The organism is Comamonas resistens, assembly GCF_030064165.1.
Taxonomy (GTDB): domain Bacteria; phylum Pseudomonadota; class Gammaproteobacteria; order Burkholderiales; family Burkholderiaceae_C; genus Comamonas; species Comamonas resistens.
Window position 1 is genome coordinate 421,242 of record NZ_CP125947.1, and the last position, 20,222, is coordinate 441,463.

Below are 20,222 nucleotides of genomic sequence, written 5' to 3' on the forward strand. Positions count from 1 at the left end.
ATTTGATTGAAACAGGTGAAGGCGATGACTAACGAGGCCGTGGCAGGCAAGCGCTTTGTGACGCAGGTTCCCATCCGGTTTGCGCATTGTGATCCGGCGGGCATCATCTTCTTTCCCCAGTACCTGGTGTTGTTCAACGGACTGGTGGAGGACTGGTTCAATCAGGCCCTGCAACTGCCTTATGCGCACATGGTGCAGACCGAACGCATAGGCCTGCCCATAGTGCATCTGGAGTGCGACTTCCGCGCCATCACCCGCATGGGCGAGAACGTGGACTTCGGCCTGAGTGTGGCCAAGCTGGGCCATCGCTCGCTGACGCTGGCGGTGGATTGCCGCGGCGCGGACGGCGAGCTGCGCGTGGCCGCCACCAAGGTGCTGGTGTTCACCGACCTGCAAAGCCACAAGGCGATCGTCATACCCGTCCATATACGCGCCGCGATGGAGCGCTGGATGCATGAGCTCGCCGAGCCGCCGCGCGGAAACTGATTTGGTTTTTAGAAAGGAATGACGATGCAAGTACTGCTGCCTTCGGGCTGGCCCCGCCCCAAGGGCTATGCCAACGGTGTGTCCGTCAGCGGCCGCCAGATCTATGTGGCCGGCATGATAGGCTGGGATGCCGAGGGCGTGTTTCACTCCGACGACCTCGTGGAGCAGGTACGCCAGGCCATGCAGAACATCGTGGACGTGCTCAAGGAAGGCGGCGCCGGGCCCGAGCACATCGTGCGCATGACCTGGTACATCACCGACAAGAAGGAGTACCTGGCGCGCCAGGCCGAGATCGGCAAGGTCTACCGCGAGCTGATCGGCTCGTTCAGTGTGGCCATGACGGCCGTGCAGGTGGCGGCCTTGATCGAGGATCGCGCCAAGGTCGAGATCGAAGTGACAGCCGTGGTGCCGGAATGACTATGTTTTAAATAGCTGCTAGCGCTTGATTTGATTGGGTTTTCAAGATGGGATACCTTGAAACTCATCAATACCAAGCGCAACCAGCTATCAAATACGAATCCTGAGCAGCAACCTTTGGTAGGCGCCATCTACAAAACTGGCGCGGCCCAAGCAAGGGACAGCGAGGAAGGGCCGCCCCGCACCGAAGCTATCGTCCCCCTTGGGGAAGGCGTGCAGCGCCTCAGGGGGGCCTAAAAATCCAGCAGGCTAAAGCCCACGCTTAGCACCGTGCGCTTGTAGTTGTAGTCCACCAGGCTGTCACCGTAGCCGCTGAACAGCTGGACATGCAGGCGCAGATTGCTCTTGCCGCCGTTCCAGCCCTCGCCCAGGGTGCGCAGCCATTCGATGCGGCCCGAGCCCCTGCCCTGGCCCAGCGAGCCGCGGGCCGTGAAGCCCAGGTAGTTCTGCTCGTTGACATTCCAGCCCAGCTTGACTTCGCCGCGGCCTATGTAGTCCTGGATATGCGGGTTGTCGTCGTCGGGCGCGCTTTCGCTGATGCGCTTCCAGGCCTTGAGGTGCAACTGCCAGCGGTTGCCCAGTTCGGCACCGGTCATCAGATACCAGCGGTTCCAGCTGCGCGACAGCGGATTGCTTTGGCCGTTGGACTGGTGCACCAGGCCCACGCCCGAATAGCGCCAGCGCCAGCCAAAGGGCAGCTGCGCGTCGGTGGGGTAGACATAGAACACCTCGGGCTCGTGGTCCGTGGTGCGGAAAGGGCGCGAGATGGCGCCGTTGAACAGCTGCCAATACGACTGCTGGGTATAGCCGAACCACAGCGAGTCCTTGCCGCCCGAGGTCGGCCCGGTCAGCAGGCCAGAAGCCAGCTTGGTGCGCGCCGACAGCTGGATGCGCATCTCATGCTTCTGGTAGCCCTCGGGCTCAGGCGAGCCGCGGCTGGGCGAATAGGGCTGGGTGTCGACACGGCTGCCGAACACGGTGGATATCGACATCGGTCGGTAGCCGCGGAAGCTGAAAGTGCCGCAGTCAGAGCCGGGCTCGAGCTCGTAGTAGCGCGAGATCTCGCTGTAGCGCGGGTCGCGGCAGCCGCCGTTGGTCGGTGTGGCGGGCAGGACCAGACCCTGGTTGTCGTCGGCTGCGACCACGGGTGTCGGCTCGGGCGCTGCTGCAGGGGTGTTGACGGCGCTTGCGGCATTGGTGTCGGGCAGGCTCCAGTTGGCGCCGGGCGGAGCCGTGAGCGGCTGCTCATGCTGGGCCCAAGCGTCGAAGCAGGCCAGGCGTGCCTGGTTGTCGGTGGTGGCTGCGCACTGGCGCCAGCCTTGCGCAGGCGGCGGCAGCTCAGGCTCAGCTGCCTTGGCCGGTGCCATGGCCGTCAGGCTGCCGAGTGTGAGGGCTGAAGCAAGGGCCAGAGGCAGCGGTTTCAGCGGCAAGGTAGGCAAGGAAGCGGGCATGGATGAATGATATGCATGACTTGCGTTGCTAAAGGAAACTGTCTTGATACATCCGCGGCGGCCCGGCTTGTTTGCGCAAGTCCTGTATGGATGGGCTGGCGACGGAGAGACTCAAGGCTGCTTGCGGAGCATGAACTCCTGGGCAGGAGCCTCTTCGGATGCCTGAAAGTTGCCGCGAATTTCCCGGCCACAGCTGGAGGGGATGACTTCGCCCAGCCAGGTTCCGGTAATGCGGGTCCCATCTGCACTTTCCTCCAGCGTGACGACTCCATTGTTGAGGTCGCCGACCATGGGGTGGGTGGAGCCGTCGCGCTCTATCGTGCCTTTGACGGTTCCCTTCCATTCGGGGTGCGGGCCCAGCACCAAGTGCACCGAGTCGTTCAGGCTGGGAATGGAACCTCTCCACTCTCCCTGCAACTGCTTGTCGGTCATTTCCCAGCCCGGTGGGCAGGTGCTCTCTGAATCGGGTTGATTTTGCGCTGTAGCGCTTGATAGATAAGCGCTTGCAGCTATGAAAACAAGAATTCTAAAGATCATGGGCTGTGCTCAGTTGGGTGCACCGGGGCCTGGCTGGGTCTTGCGTGCAGCGAATTCCTCCCGCAGCTTGCGCAGCTTCTCGCGCGGGTCTTCCTTGGCGGTGGCGGCGTCCAGGCCCATCTCCTTGATGAAGCGGCTGGGCTGGCAGGCGACCATTTCCCGGCCTTTCTTGCGGCGCTTGGTCCAGCTCACGGCCAGTGTGCGCTGGGCGCGGGTGATGCCCACGTACATCAGGCGGCGCTCTTCCTGCAGGCGGGCCGCGGTTTCGTCGCTGACCTTTTGCTGGCGGCCGTCGTCATCGTCGAGCTTGAAGGGCAGCATGCCCTCGGTCACGCCCACCAGCATGACATGGGGCCACTCCAGACCCTTGGATGCGTGCAGCGTGGAGAGCACGACCATGTCCTGCTCCTTCTCGCGCTCGCTGATGGTGGAGAGCAGGGCGATGTTCTGCGAGACCTCGAGCAGGCTCTTGACCTCGGTCTGGGTGGTCGTGCCCGCCGCATCCTCGATCTGGCCGCCCGCGCGCTGGGCCATCCAGTCGCAGAACTCCAGCACATTGCTCCAGCGCGCGGCGGCCACGGATTCGCTGTCCTCGCTGTCGTAGAGATACTGTTCGTAGCCGATTTCCTTGAGCCAGTCCATCAGAAAGGCTCGCGAGGCCTCTGCCCCCAAGGTATGGCGGGCGCGGTATTCCAGATCGTTGATGCTGCGGCCAAACTCCAGCAGACCTTCGAAGGCTTTTTTGGGCAGGGCGTCTTCCAGCATGGCATTGAACAGCGAGCCGAACATGGACAGCTTGTGCGCGCCCGAAAACTCGCCGAGCTTGCCCAGCGTGGTGTGGCCAATGCCGCGGCGCGGCGTGGTGATGGCGCGCAGAAAGGCCGGGTCGTCGTCGTTGTTGATCCAGAGCCGGAACCAGGCGCACAGGTCCTTGATTTCCGCACGGTCGAAGAAGCTGGTGCCGCCCGAGACCTTGTAGGGGATGTTGAGCTTGCGCAGCGCCTTCTCGAAGGGCTTGGCCTGGTGGTTGGCGCGGTAGAGGATGGCCATGTCCTTCCAGGCCGGCTGCGGGTTCATGCTGGCGCGCAGGCCCTGGATGCGTGCGGCCGCGCGTTCGGCCTCGTGCTCCTCGGTATCGCAGTCCACGATGCGCACGGGTTCGCCCTCGCCCAGCTCCGAGAACAGGGTCTTGGGAAACAGCTTGGGGTTGGGGCCGATGACGTTGTTGGCCGCGCGCAGGATGGCGCTGGTGGAGCGGTAGTTCTGCTCCAGCTTGATGATGTTGAGCTGCGGAAAATCGACGGGCAGCTTCTTGAGGTTGTCCAGCGTGGCGCCGCGCCAGCCGTAGATCGACTGGTCGTCGTCACCCACGGCCGTGAAATGGCCTCTGCTGCCCACCAGCATCTTCAGCAGCTCGTACTGCGTGGCATTGGTGTCCTGGTATTCGTCCACCAGCACATGGCCCAGCAGGCGCTGCCATTTCTCGCGCACCTCCAGGTGGTTCTTGAGCAGGCGCATGGGCATGCCGATGAGGTCGTCGAAGTCCACGCTCTGGTAGGCCGTCAGCCGCTCCTCGTAGCGCTGCATGATGAGGGCGATGCTGCGCTCGTTGTCGTCCTGGGCCATGGCCAGGGCCTTGCGGCTGTCCCAGCCGTTGTTCTTCCAGCCGCTGATGGTCCATTGCCACTGGCGGGCCGTGGCCACATCGGTGGTGCCGCCCGCGCAGTCCTTGAGGATGCCCGTGACGTCATCCTGGTCCAGGATGCTGAACTGGGGCTTGAGGCCCAGCACATGACCGTCCTCGCGCACCATGCGCACGCCAAGCGAGTGAAAGGTGCAGATCAGCACCTCCTTGGCCTGGCGGCCGATCAGCCCGGCGGCGCGCTCGCGCATTTCGGCGGCGGCCTTGTTGGTAAAGGTGATGGCCGCAATGCGGCGCGGGGCCAGGCCGTTTTCAATCAGCCGCCCGATCTTGTGCGTGATCACCCGGGTCTTGCCCGAGCCCGCACCAGCCAGCACAAGGCAGGGGCCTTCGGTGTAATGCACGGCCTGGAGCTGAGCGAGATTGAGACCAGCAGACATGGAACAGATTGACCCTTCATCCTTGAAACAAGGTCTCGGAGGATACCGCTTTGGCATCCGAAGGCCCGAGGCTCGCCATCACAACTGACAAAGAAAAGGGGTGGGCCTAGGCCTGTTCCCGCCTTTCGGGTCAGCACAGCACTGGATAATTTTGTAATAAGGTGTGAATATTGGTGTCAAAAATTGTTTTTTCGTGGCAATTTGCGGCTGAGATGTGAAAACCTTGTTGCTATTGTTTCGCTGCAGCAATGATTCCAACGATGAAGAACAAGCAGGGCGGTTTGCATGGCGAAGACCATTGGTGAGGTCAACTGGGCGGCGCAGTTGTGGACGCCGGCAGTACAGCAGCGTTTCGATGCGCTGTTTGCCGTGGCGTCGCGCAAATCGCTTTCTGCCTGGACCCAGGTGCCCAGCGAAGCCGCCGAGGTGCTGATCCTGGACGGTGCCATGCCGATGCAGGACGACAAGGCCTTCCCCTGTGTGGTTTATGTGGGTGGTGATGCCTCCATGCAGCCGCTGGGACGTTCATCCCAGGGCTGGGCCGCGCATCTGGATGTGGAGTTCACGCTGTCCGACCTCATCGACATGCTCGATCGCGCGGCCGTATTCCTCATGGACTGGAAGGCTCGCCAGATGAAAGCCGCGCCCCTGACCTTGCAGCGCGCCATGTCGGATCTGCAGGAGCGGGGGATGGGCTGCCCGCACCGCTTTCAGCTCAAGTCCTGGGTGGTGTTGCCCGGGGCTGCCAACACGGCCCAGAACCTGCGCGCATTGGCCCTGCTTTCCCGTGGTCCGATTGCCGTGCAATCGTTGAGCGAACACTCGGGTGTGGAGTTGCCGCAGCTCGTTGCCCTGTTGTCTCTGCCACAGGTGCAGGCTGCATTGCGCTGCAGTCTGCAAGCCGTCGAGGTATCCAGGCCTCAGGGAACGACAGATACAACTACAGCTGCGGCCGCATCGATCACCCGGCAGTGGGTACAGAAGCTGACAGGCTGGATCACGCGTGGAGGGCGCTCATGACATCTTTCATCCCCAGGCAGCCCGGGCAGGGCCTGCTGCGGGTCAGTCTGCTCGGCCCCATGGGCATAGGCAAGACCACGGCGTTGCACAGTCTGTGCGGCCAGCTCATGGCGGGCAGCGATGTCCCCAATCTGGACAAGGCCGCTCATGCCAAGGAGTTCACCACGGTGGGCGCCGAGTTTGGCGAGATCGACCTGGGATCGGGCGAGCGCCTGCAACTGGTGGGCAGCCCCGGCCAGGACCGCTTTGACTTCGTGCGGCGCTGGGTGCTGTCGGCTTCGGTAGGTGTGCTGCTCATGATCGACGTCAACGACGGCGATGCGCTGGACTATGCCAGCGAGATGCTGACCGGCCTGGCCGAGCTGGAGACTGCGCCGCTGCTCATCATCCTGAGCTGCCGCCCTGCCAGCGAAGCGCGGCTGGAGGCGTTCAGCACGGCGCTGATGTCCCGCGGACATGCCATTGTTCCCGTTGTTCAGGCCGATCCGCGTGATCGTCAGCAAATGCTCGATGCCCTGGGGGTGCTGGCCTCGCTGCTGTCCTTGCAAAGTCAGACTTTATGAAGACCCATACCTCTCCTGTCATTCCTGCCGAAGTCGTTCAGGCCGGGCGCGACATTCTCCTGCGTGCCGTGTCCCCTGTGGAGGGGGTGCGCATCGCACTGCTGTGCACGCCCGATGGCTTTGAGATCACGGCGCTGCGCATTCGCAGCGAACTGCCAACCGAGCGCCTGTCCGCCATGGCGGGTTCGCTCATGGCCATGGCCAAGGCCGTGGCCAATGAAATCGGTCACAAGGACTGCAAGCGCCTGACTTTCGAAACGGAGTCGGGCACGGTGGTGTTCCAGGCAGTGGGCGGCCAGTTTCCGGCCGTGCTGTGCCTGGTTGTGGATCAGAACGCCTTGCTGGGCCGCGCACTCTGGGCGGCGGGTGAGGTCGCAACCGGGTTCATGCCCTGACAGGTGGTTGCGCTCGTTCTGAGTTTCAAAGTGTGCGCATTGTGCGTACGGGTTCCTGGGTTCGCATTTCTGAAAGGTGGATTTATGGCCTCTATTCAAGATTCCCTGAACGCTTTGATGGCCGTGGAAGGCGCCATCTGTGCAGCCTTGGTGGACAGCACCAGCGGCATGCTGATGGGGGGCGCCGGCGGCGGCGTGGACATGGAGCTGGCTGCGGCGGGCAATACCGAAGTGGTGCGGGCCAAGCTCAAGACCATGCGTATGCTGAACCTGAACGACCAGATTGATGACATCCTGATCACGCTGGGCAAGCAATATCACATCATCCGCCCGGTGGCCGCCAACGAGGGTGTGTTCTTCTACCTGGTGCTGGACAAGAGTCGTTCCAACCTGGCCCTGGCCCGCCGCAAGACCATGGATGTGGAAAAGGAGCTCAAGCTCTGAGTGCCTGAGCCCTTTGCCAGCCCCAAGCCTGCCTTGTGCAGGCTTTGTTGTTTGCTGCGTCCTGTGGGGATGTGCTTGAGCCGAGCAGATGGCCTGGACCTCGTGCGGCGCGAGGTCTGTCTGCAGATAATTTCAGGTGCCCACCGGGCCGAAATGAGCAAGCACCGTTCACAATTTGCCGGTGCTGTCTGTTCTTCTCATCACCTTTCCCTTTTTTGCGCTGGTGGCCTGCGGCTTCTTGGCGACCTGGCGCGGCGTGCTGCCGCAGGCCGCCATTCCGGGGCTCAACGCTTTTGTGCTGTACTTTGCCTTGCCCTGCATGCTGTACCGCTTCGGCGCGCAGACGCCGATTCACCAGTTGCTCGATATCAACGTCACCCTGGTCTATCTGTGCTGTGCGGCGCTGATGGTGGGCGCGACCGTGCTGTTGACACGCAAGCGCCTGGGCTGGAACGACGCGGCATTCGGTGCACTGGTTGCCGCCTTCCCCAACACCGGCTTCATGGGCGTGCCCATGCTGGCCGCCCTGCTGGGCGCGCAAAGTGCTGGGCCGGTGATCGTGACCATGGCCATAGACATGGTTGTCACCACCTCGGCCTGCATTGCGCTGTCGCGCCTGGATCTGGCGGGCGGGCAGGGCATCTGGCCGGCGGTGCGCAACTCGCTCAGGGGCATGGCCTCCAACCCCATGCCCTGGTCCATCTTGCTGGGCGGTCTGGCCTCGGCCATGGGCTGGGTATTGCCAGGCCCGGTGGACAAAACCGTGGCCATGCTGGCAGGGGCCGCATCGCCCGTCGCACTGTTCACCATAGGCGCGGTGCTGGCGCGCTCGCAGATGAATAGCCATGAGCGCGTGGCTGCTGTGGACTATGTGCCGATTGCACTGGCAAAACTCATCATCCACCCGCTGCTGGTCTGGGCTGCGGGCATGGCGGCGATTGCACTGGGCATGCCGTTGCAGCACGATACTCTGGTCGTGCTGGTGCTGCTGGCCGCGCTGCCATCGGCCAGCAATGTCTCGCTGCTGACCGAGCGCTACGGCGCCCACAGCGGCCGCGTGGCCCGCATCATTCTGGTCTCGACCAGTCTGGCTTTCCTGAGCTTCTCCGCCACCGTGGCGCTGATGACTTGATAAAAAATAATAGCGGCTTGCGCTTTCTCAGTAAGCGAAAACCGCTGTTTTGATGGCTATTCTCTGAGCTGCGCCGGGTTCCCTAAAGGCTGCCAAGGGCTCAAAACGAAAGCCCGGTAGCCACCGAGGTTCAACGACTGCCGATGATGTTCAAGGCCATCGAAACGGCAGGCAGCATCTTTCTTCAAGTTACAAACACCGAGTCAACGCCCCAAAAAATTCCTCGTTAAAGAGACTAAGCATGGCGAGTGCCATAGCCCTGAAAGTCACTTGATGAATTACACGTCACTCTCGCTGTTTGCCGCCCTTGCCTTGGCTTCGGTGCCAGGTCATGCAGAGGTCTATGTGGGTATAGGCTATGGTGCTCCGGCTCCTTACGTGGCCGCACCTTCCCCGTCGTACTACTACGCGTCACCGCCCGTTCAATACGGGCCGCCACCGGTTCAATACCTGCCGCGGCCGGTCTATGCCCCTCGACCCTTGATCGTGGCGCCGCCGCCAGAAGCTGTTCCGGATTGGCGCTGGCGCGAAGATGGCCGACGTTGGAACCGATGGGAACGACACCATCATCGAGGCTGGCGTGAGGATGACGATGATTGACGTAAGTCCAGGCGTCGGCACTTGACTCAGGTGCCTGGAAGATGTCCCGGGATCGCGGCTGGGGGCCGCTCCTGGACGCTCTTCGACTGTCACAGAGCCGCCGAAGCACGAAGCTGATCTGCACAAACCGGCGGTTGACGGCAGTCATTCATCAGCAGCGAATCAGCCATATGGCCATCAGCCCGGGTTACCACGATGTCGCCATGAAGTTTGATGGCTTGCTCCCGAGCTTCTTGCGAAACATGGTGGAGAAGGCGCCAGGGCTGTCATAGCCCAGTTGCAGCGCCACCGTTGTCACCGGGTCACCGGCTCCCAGTCTGGCCATCGCATAAAGAAGACAGGCCTGGCTTCTCCACTCTGCAAATGACATTCCGGTTTGCGCGCGAAAGAACCGGCTGAAGCTGCGTTCACTCTGGTGCAACTGCTGTGCCCAGGCCAGTGGCGACAAGCGCATGTCGGGCTGGTGAAGAAAAGCCATGCATAAAGTCGCCAGTCGTTCATCTCGAGGCACAGGCGCAAAGAATGGCAATGCTGCTGCGCGACCGACCTCGAGCAGCAAGAGCGACATCAGCGCACCATCGCGACCGCGCTCGTCATACAACGCTGGCAAGTCGATAGCTTCGATCAGCAGCTGCCGCAGCAAGGGGGACACGGCCAGCACCTCGCAATGCGATTGGCTTCTTGGTACCTCGTCAGGCTCGATGTAGAGGCTTCGTGTGTTGACTCCCACCATCTTCACCCTGTGCGGCTTGCCTGCTGGAATCCACACCCCACAGTGTGGCGGTATCACCCAGGCGCCGTCGTCGGAACCGACCTCCATCAATCCGGTTGCACCATAGAGAAACTGTGCGCGGCGGTGGCTATGGGTGTCCAGAACGGTGCCAGGCGCATAGTCGGTGCCAATGGCCACAACGGCGCGCGGTGTGGCATCGAGTGAGTTCAGTGATTGGTTGCGCACAGCGAGACTGCAAAGCGTGAATGGCCGAAATGCAAATATTGTTGGCCAAACATCGAAAGCGCGCCAGTTCAGAGCCATTTACTGTGACGGCTCCTGCATCCATGGAGTTTTTCGTGTCCTTGTATTTGCTGTTGGCCGTCTGCGGTTGTGTGACGGGCGTTACCACCGTTCTGTTTGGTTTTGGTGGCGGGTTCGTGGTGGTGCCGCTGCTGTTTCGCATATTGTCCACCTCGAGCGGCCCAGGCAGTGCGGCGGGGCAGTCGGCCATGCAGATTGCCGTTGCCACATCCACTTGCGTGATGGTCTTTGGTGCGCTTCTGGCAACCTGGCGCCACCAGCGGGCAGGAACCGTGGATTGGGTGAGCGTCAGGCCATTGCTGGGTCCTATTGGCGCCGGGGCGATACTGGGCGCGCTTGCGGCAAGCCTTGTTCAAAGCGAATGGCTGCGCTGGGCGTTTGCGGCATACCTGATGCTGACCATTCTGGACTGCTGGCTGAGGCCTGGATTTCTTGCCCAGCCCACAACCAAGCAGCGCCGCCCTGGGGCACTGGCGAATACGCTGTCCGGACTGGTGATCGGGTGGGTTGCCGCATTGCTGGGAGTCGGCGGTAGCGTGATGACCGTTCCCCTGATGCGCCGCCGTGGAATTGAAATGACAAGAGCTACCGCCATGGCGAATCCGCTATCGCTGCCGGTCGCGCTGGCGGGAACAGCAACCTACATCGCCCTTTCCACGCAATCTCCTTTAGCGCCTGGGGAGTGGCATCTCGGCTATATCGACATACGAGCCGCTGCTGTGCTCGTGGTCGGCTCTTGGATCGGTATCCGTGCCGCATCGCTGTGGATTGGTCGTATTCCAGACCGAGTTCACGCGAAGGTCTATTTGGGGCTGTTGATCGCCGTCTTTTTGGCGATGGTGACCACATGAGGCCCGAGCCAAAAGCAAAACGTCTTGCGCAGGCGACACCTGCGCAAGACGTTTTCAATATCCAAACCAACCCTGTCATCCCCTTCCCTAGCGCGCAGCGCGTAGAGAGAGGGGGAAGGCGCGTCCGCGCCTCAGGGGGATTGGATCAATACTCCCAGAACATCCGCTGCAGTTCCTTGGTGTTGGCGCCCTTGGTCAGTGCCAGCATGGTCAGCAGACGCGCTTTTTCAGGGCGCATATCGTGGGCGACCACCCAGTCGTACTTGTCGTCGGGCTGCTCGGCATTGCGCAGCACAAAGCCGTAGGGCACGCGTGAGGAACGCACGATGAGCACACCCTTGCCGCGGGCATCCTGCAGCGGCTTGACCATGCGGTCGGCCACCGAGCCATTGCCCGTGCCGGCGTGGACGATGGCCTTGGCGCCGGCATCGACCAGTGCGTTCACGGCCGTGGGCTGGACGCTGCCGTAGGCATAGACGATGTCCACCTGGGGCAGCTTGTCGATGTTGTCGATATTGAATTCGGAGTTGTTGGTGTGGCGCTTGACGGGGGCGCGGAACCAGTAGTTCTTGCCTTCGACCACCATGCCCAGCGGCCCCCACTGGCTGTGGAAGGCACTGGTCTGGATATTGATGTCCTTGTTCACATCACGGGCGGTGTTGATCTCGTCATTCATGGTGACGAATACGCCCTTGCCGCGCGCATCCTTGGACCCTGCCACGCTCACGGCATTGAGCAGGTTCAGCGCACCATCGGCCGACAGGGCCGTGCCGGGGCGCATGCTGCCGACCACGGCGATGGGCTTGTCGGTATGCACGGTCAGGCTCAGGAAGTAGGCGGTCTCGGCCAGAGTGTCCGTGCCGTGGGTGATGACGATGCCGTCCACATCGGACTGCTTGGCCAGGGCGGAGACGCGTTTGGCCAGGGTCAGCAGGTTGTCATTGGTAAAGCTTTCGGAAGCGATCTGGAACACCTGCTCGCCACGCACATTGGCCACATTGGCCAGTTCGGGCAGGCCGGCCAGCAGCTTGTCCACAGGCACCTTGGCGGCCGTGTAGGTGGCGCTGTTGACGGTGGAGGCACCGGCACCCGCAATCGTGCCACCGGTGGCCAGAACCACCACATTGGGCTTGGCCGTCTGAGTCTTGGCCGCTGTTGCGGCAGCGGGCGTGGCATCCTGGGCCAGAGCTGCTCCGGGGACGGACAGAATGCTCAGTGTGGCAAGAGTGGCAGCCAGCAGGGTCTGGCGGAAAACGTTTTTCTGCATGAGGGTGTGCTCCATGTTGGAAGAAATCGGCTTCTTGTGGAGCCGAGCCTCACACCATGCAATAGCCATGCCGGCTTGCCCATTCGCGCAAATCCCGATGGATTTGGCAGGCGGCTGCGATTTATATAAATTGATAGCTGTCAGCGATTGTGGGTAAAGGGCTGGAGGGCTAAAAACCTTAAATCCTGGACGGCTTTAGATGCTCAGCGGGTCCACATCCACCAGCCAGCGCACCAGCGGCCTGTGCTCGGGCAGGCCGCGCAGCCAGTGCAGATATTGCTGCCAGGCGTTCAGAAAGCGCAGCAGGGCGCTGCGGTTGCCGGCCTCCAGCAGCATCTGGGCACGCTCCACATTGGCCACGCGCTGCACCGCCATGGGGATGGGGGGATAGATGAACACTTCGTCCAGATGGGGCAGGGCGGCATCGCGTGCGACCTGGGTGGCGGCACTCAGAAAAGCCTGTGCGGCTTCCTGGCTGCGTGCATCGGCGCGGACTATGGCCTGGAAAGCATAGGGCGGCATGCCCGCGTCCAGGCGCTCCTGCAATTGCTGTCTGGCAAAGGCGGGATAGTCATGCTTGCGCAGCGCTGTGTAGACGGCGTTTTGCGGATCATGGGTCTGAATCCACATCTCGGGATGACTGCCCTGGGCCTTGACATACTGGGCGTCACGTCCCGCCCGGCCAGCCGCTTGCATCAGCAGGCAGAACAGGCGTTCGGGCGCGCGATAGTCGCTGGAGTACAAGGCGCTGTCGGGCTGCACGGCGGCGACCAGCGTGATGCGCCGGAAGTCATGGCCCTTGGCCACCATCTGCGTGCCGACCAGCACATCCACATCGCCGGCATGCACCTGGGCCAGTTGCTCTTCCAGGCTGCCCTTGGCCTTGGTGGTGTCGGCGTCTATGCGTGCCACGCGAGCAGGGTCCCCATCGGGGCGCTGCACATTGCGCAGCAGCCGCTCCAGCTCTTCCTGCAGCTGCTCCGTGCCTTTGCCCAGCGGCAGAATGTCGGGGTTGCCGCAGCTGGGGCAGGCAAAGGGCACGCGCTGGGTAAAGCCGCAGTGGTGGCAGCGCAGCGTGCGGTCGCCCTTGTGGAAGACCTGGTGGGCGCTGCAATGCGGGCAGTCGCTTTTCCAGTTGCAGTCGGCGCAGAACAGCACGGGGGCAAAGCCGCGGCGGTTCAGCAGAACCAGGCTTTGTTCGCCGCGCTGCACGCGCTCGGTGATGGCGTCCATCAGCGGCGGTGAGAATACGGCTCGTTTGGGCTGCTGGGTCATATCGACCAGCCGCACCTTGGGCAGCGATGCCGTGCCTGAGCCGGTCGCGCCTATGCGGCTGGGCATATTGAGGCGCAGATAGCGGCCCACCTCGGGGTCGGATGCGTGCCAGCTCTCCAGCGAAGGCGTGGCGCTGCCCAGAATCACCTTGGCTCCGGTATCGCGCCCGCGCCAGATGGCCAGATCGCGTGCCGAGTAGCGCGCACCCTCCTGCTGCTTGTAGCTGGCGTCATGCTCCTCGTCGACCACGATTAGCGTCAGCTGCGGCAGGCTGGCAAAAATCGCCATGCGCGTGCCCAGCACAATGCGGGCTTGGCCCATGTGGGCGGCCAGCCAGCTTTTGAGACGCTGCGGGTTGGTCATGCCGCTGTGCATGCTGACTACGGACTCCTTGCCGTACCGGGGCGCAAAGCGGCCGACAAAACGCTCTTCCAGCTGGGGCGTGAGATTGATCTCGGGCACCATCACCAGCACCTGGGCCTCGGGGTTGGCATCGAGCACGGCCTGTGCGGCGCGCAGATAGACCTCGGTCTTGCCGCTGCCCGTGCTGCCGTAGAGCAAAAAGGGGCCGGAGTTTTGCTCTATTTGCTCGAAAACCAAGGACTGTTCTGCGCTGAGTGCTACCAAATCAGGTGTTGCTGCAGCTTGTGCTTTTGCCGGCTCGGCGGCCTCGGCAATCGCTGGTTCCTGCTTCAGGGCGGCTTTCTTGCTCTTGGGTTTGGCAGGCTTGGGTGGAGCCAGGCGGCGCGCCAGCTGTTCGGGCGTCATGTCGCGCAACTGAGGCGGCAGCGCAGTGACGGCGATCTCGCCCACGCTGCGTTGGTAGTAATGGGCGGCAAAGCCGACCAGGCGCCGCCAGTTACGGCTCAACGGGGGAATTTCCCTCAGCACGGCAGCGATGGAGCGCAGTTCCACGCCTTCGGGAAGGCCATCGGGCGCGGAAGGCGCATCCCACACCACTCCTAGCAGTTCCCGTTTGCCCAGCGGCACCCGCACCAGGGTGCCGGGAAGCAGAGGCTCGTCACTGCGGTAGCTCAGCAGTTCCCCCACGGCGCTGTGGGCAGGCGTCTGAACGGCGACGTTGACGATGTGAGACATGGGCGAGAGGTGGGGGAAAGAGCGGGTGCTTGTCGGTCAGCCTGACTGCTGGCACAGGAGCTATAGCAGATTTTGATGCTGCTGCAGGCTTTGCGGCTTGTGGATAACTTTGTGGGGGAAATTCGAGTGATAGAGGCTATGGATCTTCAAATCGGCATTTGTCTATTTGTATAAGACGGATAGAAGAATTTGAAAATATAAATAAAACAATAACTTATTTGGTTTTTACGTGATCTTGGAGGGTGCGTGAATCAGGCTGAAAGCTAGCCACCTGCTTGTGCACATCTGTGCATAAATGAGGGGCGAGGGGCTGTCAAGACCGAAGCTCCCTAGACCTAAATTCGCTTAAATTCTTCCGTAAAGTGGACAAATCGCCAAGAAAATAGCGCTAATGCACGCAGTGGCGTGGCCTGCAGGGCAGGTGATCCATTCGGAGTGTGGATAACTTCGGAAGGCTTTGCTCAGAAAATAAAAAAATGTGAAAACTTGCCGATGCCCATGAAATTTGTGGTTTCTGAAAACCCATTGAAAAATCAAAGGCTTGAATGAATTTGCGCGACATCTGTTGGTGCAAATGTCGCGCAATAACCATTTGTAGATACAGGTTGAATTCAAGGGTTAACCCTTGAATCTGCTGCCATGAAGGCGTTTAGCCGCGCAGCTTGCGCGAATGGCTGTGTACGGCTTCCACCAGGGCCGCCACATGCTCGGGCGGAGTGAACTGGCTGATGCCATGGCCCAGGTTGAAGATGTGGGTGGGGCCGGTGGTGTTTCTGTCGGTATGGGGTTTGCCAAAGCTGTCCAGCACGGCACGCGCCTGGGCGGCAACCTGCTCGGGCGCGGCAAACAGCACATTGGGGTCGATATTGCCCTGCAGTGCCTTGCCGGGGCCGCCGACTTCGCCGCCCACAATGGCGCGAGCCTTGCCCAGATTGGCCGTCCAATCCAGGCCCAGGACTTCGCAGTCGATGTCCTTCATGTCGGGCAGCCAGATGCCGCCGCCCTTTGTGAAGACGATGCGGGGCACATCGGTTCCGTCCACGCCGGTGCGCTTGAGCTGGGCCAGTACGCGCTTGGTATAGGCCAGGCTGAATTCCTGGAACGCGCCATCGGCCAGCACGCCGCCCCAGCTGTCAAAAATCATCACGGCCTGTGCGCCGGCGTCGATCTGGGCGTTCAGGTAGAGGGCCACGCTGTCGGCATTGACTTCCAGGATGCGGTGCATCAGGTCGGGGCGCGAATACATCAGCGACTTGACGGTTCGGTAATCGTCGCTGCCCTTGCCTTCGGTCATATAGCAGGCCAGGGTCCAGGGGCTGCCGGAGAAGCCGATTAGCGGCACACGGCCGTTGAGCTCCTTGCGGATATTGGTGACGGCGTCGAAGACATAGCGCAGCTTGTCCATATCGGGGACGGCCAGTTCGGCCACGGCGGCCTCGTCACGCACAACCTTGGCAAAGCGCGGACCTTCGCCTTCGGCGAACGACAGGCCCAGGCTCATGGCGTCGGGCACGGTCAGGATGTCGCTGAACAGAATGGCTGCGTCGAGCGGGAAGCGTTCCAGCGGCTGCAGGGTCACCTCGGTGGCGTAGTCCACATTGGTGGCCAGGCCCATGAAGCTGCCGGCCTTGGCGCGGGTGGCCTTGTACTCGGGCAGGTAACGTCCCGCCTGGCGCATCAGCCACAGGGGCGTGTAGTCAGTAGCCTGGCGACGGCAGGCGCGCAGGAAGGTGTCATTGGTCAGGGGGGCGAAGCTCATGGCTTGATTGTCGCCCAGTCTGGCTGCCCCATTGCATGCAATCCCGAGCAGCAGTCCACACCTTGCGTGAATACAGAGCATGGGGTTTGTGCGGGTTTGATGCAGATCAGTGCAGGAATACTATTTCCCGACCGGTTGGTAGATTTTGTTGATCTGCCACAAGCCATACCCTGTCACAGGAGTGAGCATGTCGGAGTCCCTCGTCCTGGTGGGGCAGCAAGGTGCGGTGCGCACGCTGACCCTCAATCGTCCCAAGGCCCTCAACAGCTTCACGCAGGCCATGCATGTGGAGCTGCTGGCGGAGCTCAAGGCAGCTGCCGCAGATTCAGGAGTGCGCTGCCTTGTATTGACGGGTGCTGGACGCGGTTTCTGTGCAGGACAGGACCTGGCCGATGAAGGGGCAGCCCCGGCACCCGAGGGGCTGCCGCCCACCGATCTGAGCTTGTTGATAGCGCGCCATTACCGCCCGCTGTGCGAGCAGCTTCGCGCCATGCCCATGCCGGTGATTGCCGCCGTCAATGGTGTGGCTGCCGGCGCGGGGGCCAACATCGCGCTGTGCTGCGATCTGGTCGTGGCCTGCGAGTCGGCCAGCTTCATTCAGGCCTTCACCAAAATAGGCCTGTTGCCGGACAGCGGCGGTACCTGGTTGCTGCCCCGACTGGTCGGCCGCCAGCGAGCACTGGGGCTGGCGTTGCTGGGCGATAAGCTTTCAGCCCACGATGCCGAGGCCATGGGCCTGATCTGGCGCGCGCTTCCGGATGCGGGCTTTGAGATCTCGGTGGCCGAGATGGCAAACAAGCTGGCTGCCATGCCCGTCAAGGCGCTGATTGCCACCCGCAATGCCATCGATGCGGCCCAGCATCTGAGTTTCGAGGAATCGCTGGCGCTGGAGGCGCAGACGCAAAAGCAGCTGGGTAGTGCCCACGACTATCTGGAGGGAGTGTCGGCCTTCATGGCCAAGCGCGCTCCCGTGTTCACGGACCGCTGAAAGCGAGGCAGACCCATGACACCTCAGCAAACGGCAGAACTGGTACGTGATGGCATGTTTGCCCGTGACCGTGCCGCGCAAAGTCTGGCCATGCGCATCACCCATATTGCTCCGGGTGAAGCCACGATAGAGATGCCTGTGCGTGACGACATGCTCAACGGCTTTGACACCTGTCATGGCGGCTATATCACCGCGCTGGGAGACACGGCGTTTGCCTATGCCTGCAATACGCGCAACGAGATGACGGTGGCATCGGGCCTGTCGGTGGACTTCGTGGCGCCGGGCCGCCCCGGCGATGTGCTGGTGGCCCAAGCGCGCGAGCTGTCGCAGGCCGGGCGCACCGGTGTCTATGACGTGACCATCCGCAACCACCAGGGGCAACTGATTGCGCTGTTCCGGGGCAAATCCTACTCAATGAAGGGCAAGCCCACGGTGCCTGCCCAAGCTGCCTGACTCCAGCCATCAAAAGGTCATCACCATGGATGCTCGCAAACACCACACTCAAGTGCTGGACGCCATTGAAACCGCCAGCCGCGATGAAATCGAGGCGCTGCAGCTGCAGCGCCTGCGCTGGACAGTGCAGCATGCCTATGACAACGTGCCGCACTACCGCAAGGCCTTTGATGCCAAAGGCGTGCACCCGGCCGACTTGAAGACGCTGGCCGATATCGCCAAATTCCCCTTCACCACCAAGAAGGATTTGCGCGACAACTATCCGTTTGGCATGTTTGCCGTCCCGCGCGAACAGATCAGCCGCATACATGCCTCCAGCGGCACCACGGGCAAACCCACGGTGGTGGGGTATACCAGGAACGATATTGATATCTGGGCCGACCTGGTGGCGCGCTCCATCCGCGCGGCGGGCGGCCAGGCAGGCGACCTGATCCATGTGGCCTATGGCTATGGCCTGTTCACGGGCGGACTGGGCGCGCACTATGGGGCCGAGCGTGCTGGCTGCACGGTCATCCCCATGTCGGGCGGGCAGACCGAGAAGCAGGTGCAACTGATCGCGGACTTCAGGCCCGACATCATCATGGTCACGCCCTCGTACATGCAGGTCATCATCGAGGAGATGCAGCGCCAGGGCATGGACCCCGCGCAAAGCTCGCTGCGCATAGGCATCTTCGGTGCCGAGCCCTGGACCGAGGCCATGCGCCACGAGCTGGAAACCAAGGGCGGGCTGGATGCCGTGGACATCTATGGTCTGTCTGAGGTCATGGGGCCGGGAGTGGCCAGCGAATGCGTGGAAACCAAGGATGGCCCGGTGATCTGGGAGGACCACTTCCTGGCCGAAATCATCGACCCCGATACCGGCGAGGTACTGCCCGAAGGCAGCGAGGGGGAACTGGTGTTCACCTCTCTGTCCAAGGAGGCCATGCCCATCATCCGCTACCGCACGCGCGACCTCACGCGGCTGCTGCCGCCCACGGCGCGCTCGTTCAGGCGCATGGGCAAGATCGTGGGCCGCTCGGACGACATGCTCATCATCCGCGGCGTCAATGTCTTTCCCACGCAGATTGAAGAGATCGTGCTGCAGAACGCGCAGCTGTCCGGCCAGTATCAGATCGTGGTCACGCGTGACGGGAATCTGGACCAGGTGGCGGTGCGTTGCGAGCTGCAGCCCGGCAATGCCGGCGAGAAGCAGCAACTGGCCGAGTGGGTGCAGCAGCGCATCAAGACCCTGATAGGCATCAGCACCGCGGTCGAGGTGCTGGGCTCCGATTCCATCGAACGCACGCTGGTCGGCAAGGCCCGCCGCGTGATCGACAAGCGTTCTCGTTGAAGGAGGTGCAGCCATGTACACCCAAGCCATGGATTTGATGGGCAAGGAAGGCCGGGCCGAGGCCCCCGTGCTACGCAGCGCCGAGGAGCTGGCGCTGGAGGCGCGCTTTGATGAGCGCATCGACGCGGGTGAGTTCATCGAGGCCAAGGACTGGATGCCCGAGCATTACCGCAAGACCCTGCTGCGCCAGATCAGCCAGCATGCACATTCCGAGATCGTCGGCATGCTGCCCGAGGGCAACTGGATCACGCGGGCGCCCACACTCAAACGCAAGGCTATTTTGCTGGCCAAGGTGCAGGATGAGGGCGGGCATGGCCTGTATCTGTATGCGGCTGCAGAGACGCTGGGCACCAGCCGCGACCAGATGTTCGAAGCCCTGCACCAGGGCAAGGCCAAGTACAGCTCCATCTTCAACTACCCCACGCTGAGCTGGGCGGACATGGGCGTGATCGGCTGGCTGGTCGATGGCGCGGCCATCATGAATCAGGTGCCCATCTGCCGCTGTTCCTATGCGCCCTATGCCCGTGCCATGGTGCGCATCTGCCGCGAGGAGAGCTTCCACCAGCGCCAGGGTTTCGACAGCCTGCTGACCATGATGAAGCAGGGCACGCAGGCGCAAAAGGACATGGTGCAGGATGCCGTCAACCGCTGGTGGTGGGCCACTTTGATGATGTTCGGCCCGCCTGATGACCAGTCACCGAACACGGCCCAGTCCATGCGCTGGGGCATCAAGCGCATCAGCAATGACGACCTGCGCCAGAAATTTGTCGATGCCACGGTGGAGCAGGCTCAGTTGCTGGGCGTGAGCCTGCCCGATCCCGAGCTGCGCTGGAACGAAGAGCGCCAGCACTACGACTTCGGTGCCATCGACTGGGACGAGTTCTGGCGTGTGGTCAATGGCGACGGCCCCTGCAACCGCGAGCGGCTGGCTGCGCGTGTCAAAGCCTGGGAGGGCGGTGCCTGGGTACGCGAGGCTGCCCTGGCTCATGCGGCCAAGCACAGCGAAGCCCCGCGCAAGCAGGCCTGAAATCCAATCTG

General features: G+C 62.2%; 20 protein-coding genes. 13 read left to right on the top strand and 7 right to left on the bottom strand.

The annotated features are described in order from the left end of the window. The first annotated feature begins 24 nt into the window (after positions 1-24). Positions 25-486 (top strand): acyl-CoA thioesterase, encoded by a 462-nt coding sequence (locus tag QMY55_RS01915; RefSeq protein ID WP_283487031.1) that lies wholly within the window; start codon positions 25-27, stop codon positions 484-486. 24 nt (positions 487-510) lie between these two features. Then, entirely contained in the window at positions 511-903 is a 393-nt protein-coding gene (locus tag QMY55_RS01920) for a RidA family protein (protein ID WP_283487032.1), read from the top strand. A 233-nt stretch (positions 904-1,136) separates the two neighbouring features. Here the strand turns inward: QMY55_RS01920 and QMY55_RS01925 are convergent, their stop codons facing one another. The 3 genes from QMY55_RS01925 to QMY55_RS01935 all read right to left on the bottom strand — a co-directional run bounded on the left by QMY55_RS01925 (position 1,137) and on the right by QMY55_RS01935 (position 4,973). After that, positions 1,137-2,354, bottom strand: coding sequence for a phospholipase A (locus QMY55_RS01925; protein ID WP_283487033.1), 1,218 nt, complete (start codon positions 2,352-2,354; stop codon positions 1,137-1,139). A 111-nt stretch (positions 2,355-2,465) separates the two neighbouring features. Further along, the gene (locus tag QMY55_RS01930) at positions 2,466-2,786 is read right to left on the bottom strand and encodes a hypothetical protein (RefSeq protein ID WP_283487034.1); all 321 of its coding nucleotides are present in this window, start codon (positions 2,784-2,786) and stop codon (positions 2,466-2,468) included. Positions 2,787-2,900: 114 nt separating this feature from the next. Next, positions 2,901-4,973 carry an ATP-dependent helicase gene (locus QMY55_RS01935; protein ID WP_283487035.1) on the bottom strand — a complete coding sequence of 691 codons (2,073 nt, stop codon included), beginning with the start codon at positions 4,971-4,973 and terminating at the stop codon, positions 2,901-2,903. Positions 4,974-5,258: 285 nt separating this feature from the next. Here QMY55_RS01935 and QMY55_RS01940 point away from each other — a divergent pair, with 285 nt between their 5' ends. The 6 genes from QMY55_RS01940 to QMY55_RS01965 all read left to right on the top strand — a co-directional run bounded on the left by QMY55_RS01940 (position 5,259) and on the right by QMY55_RS01965 (position 9,127). After that, complete coding sequence (locus tag QMY55_RS01940) at positions 5,259-5,993, top strand: hypothetical protein (RefSeq protein WP_283487036.1); 735 nt, start codon at positions 5,259-5,261, stop codon at positions 5,991-5,993. Then, the gene (locus QMY55_RS01945) at positions 5,990-6,556 is read left to right on the top strand and encodes a GTP-binding protein (protein ID WP_283487037.1); all 567 of its coding nucleotides are present in this window, start codon (positions 5,990-5,992) and stop codon (positions 6,554-6,556) included. Before QMY55_RS01940 ends, QMY55_RS01945 begins: the two co-directional genes overlap by 4 nt. Continuing rightward, positions 6,553-6,951, top strand: coding sequence for a roadblock/LC7 domain-containing protein (locus QMY55_RS01950; protein WP_283487038.1), 399 nt, complete (start codon positions 6,553-6,555; stop codon positions 6,949-6,951). The genes QMY55_RS01945 and QMY55_RS01950 overlap by 4 nt, the downstream gene beginning before the upstream one ends. A gap of 84 nt (positions 6,952-7,035) precedes the next feature. Continuing rightward, on the top strand, positions 7,036-7,395 hold the full coding sequence (locus QMY55_RS01955; RefSeq protein WP_283487039.1) for a hypothetical protein: 360 nt from the start codon (positions 7,036-7,038) through the stop codon (positions 7,393-7,395). A 181-nt stretch (positions 7,396-7,576) separates the two neighbouring features. Continuing rightward, complete coding sequence (locus QMY55_RS01960) at positions 7,577-8,527, top strand: AEC family transporter (RefSeq protein WP_283487040.1); 951 nt, start codon at positions 7,577-7,579, stop codon at positions 8,525-8,527. 273 nt (positions 8,528-8,800) lie between these two features. Beyond that, on the top strand, positions 8,801-9,127 hold the full coding sequence (locus tag QMY55_RS01965) for a hypothetical protein (protein ID WP_283487041.1): 327 nt from the start codon (positions 8,801-8,803) through the stop codon (positions 9,125-9,127). A 187-nt stretch (positions 9,128-9,314) separates the two neighbouring features. Here QMY55_RS01965 and QMY55_RS01970 read toward each other — a convergent pair whose 3' ends face one another. Next, positions 9,315-10,085 carry an AraC family transcriptional regulator gene (locus tag QMY55_RS01970; protein ID WP_283488862.1) on the bottom strand — a complete coding sequence of 257 codons (771 nt, stop codon included), beginning with the start codon at positions 10,083-10,085 and terminating at the stop codon, positions 9,315-9,317. Between the two features lie 20 nt (positions 10,086-10,105). Between QMY55_RS01970 and QMY55_RS01975 the strand changes: the two genes are divergently transcribed. Then, positions 10,106-11,014, top strand: coding sequence for a sulfite exporter TauE/SafE family protein (locus QMY55_RS01975; protein ID WP_283487042.1), 909 nt, complete (start codon positions 10,106-10,108; stop codon positions 11,012-11,014). 145 nt (positions 11,015-11,159) lie between these two features. On the opposite strand, the gene QMY55_RS01980 is transcribed toward QMY55_RS01975, so the two are convergent. The 3 genes from QMY55_RS01980 to hemE form a co-directional block, all read right to left on the bottom strand. Further along, positions 11,160-12,281 (bottom strand): asparaginase, encoded by a 1,122-nt coding sequence (locus tag QMY55_RS01980; protein ID WP_283487043.1) that lies wholly within the window; start codon positions 12,279-12,281, stop codon positions 11,160-11,162. Between the two features lie 195 nt (positions 12,282-12,476). Further along, a complete protein-coding gene (gene priA, locus QMY55_RS01985) occupies positions 12,477-14,654 on the bottom strand; it encodes a replication restart helicase PriA (RefSeq protein ID WP_283487044.1) in 2,178 nt (725 codons plus the stop codon). A gap of 649 nt (positions 14,655-15,303) precedes the next feature. After that, complete coding sequence (gene hemE / locus QMY55_RS01990; RefSeq protein ID WP_283487045.1) at positions 15,304-16,413, bottom strand: uroporphyrinogen decarboxylase; 1,110 nt, start codon at positions 16,411-16,413, stop codon at positions 15,304-15,306. A gap of 187 nt (positions 16,414-16,600) precedes the next feature. Between hemE and QMY55_RS01995 the strand changes: the two genes are divergently transcribed. From QMY55_RS01995 to paaA, 4 genes are read left to right on the top strand one after another with little or no spacing between them, the layout of a single operon-like run. Continuing rightward, entirely contained in the window at positions 16,601-17,401 is an 801-nt protein-coding gene (locus QMY55_RS01995; RefSeq protein WP_283487046.1) for an enoyl-CoA hydratase-related protein, read from the top strand. Between the two features lie 15 nt (positions 17,402-17,416). After that, on the top strand, positions 17,417-17,854 hold the full coding sequence (gene paaI, locus QMY55_RS02000; RefSeq protein ID WP_283487047.1) for a hydroxyphenylacetyl-CoA thioesterase PaaI: 438 nt from the start codon (positions 17,417-17,419) through the stop codon (positions 17,852-17,854). 25 nt (positions 17,855-17,879) lie between these two features. Further along, positions 17,880-19,184 carry a phenylacetate--CoA ligase PaaK gene (gene paaK / locus QMY55_RS02005; protein WP_283487048.1) on the top strand — a complete coding sequence of 435 codons (1,305 nt, stop codon included), beginning with the start codon at positions 17,880-17,882 and terminating at the stop codon, positions 19,182-19,184. Between the two features lie 13 nt (positions 19,185-19,197). Next, positions 19,198-20,211, top strand: a complete 1,014-nt coding sequence (paaA, locus tag QMY55_RS02010) for a 1,2-phenylacetyl-CoA epoxidase subunit PaaA (protein ID WP_283487049.1) — start codon at positions 19,198-19,200, stop codon at positions 20,209-20,211. The last annotated feature ends 11 nt before the right edge of the window (positions 20,212-20,222 follow it).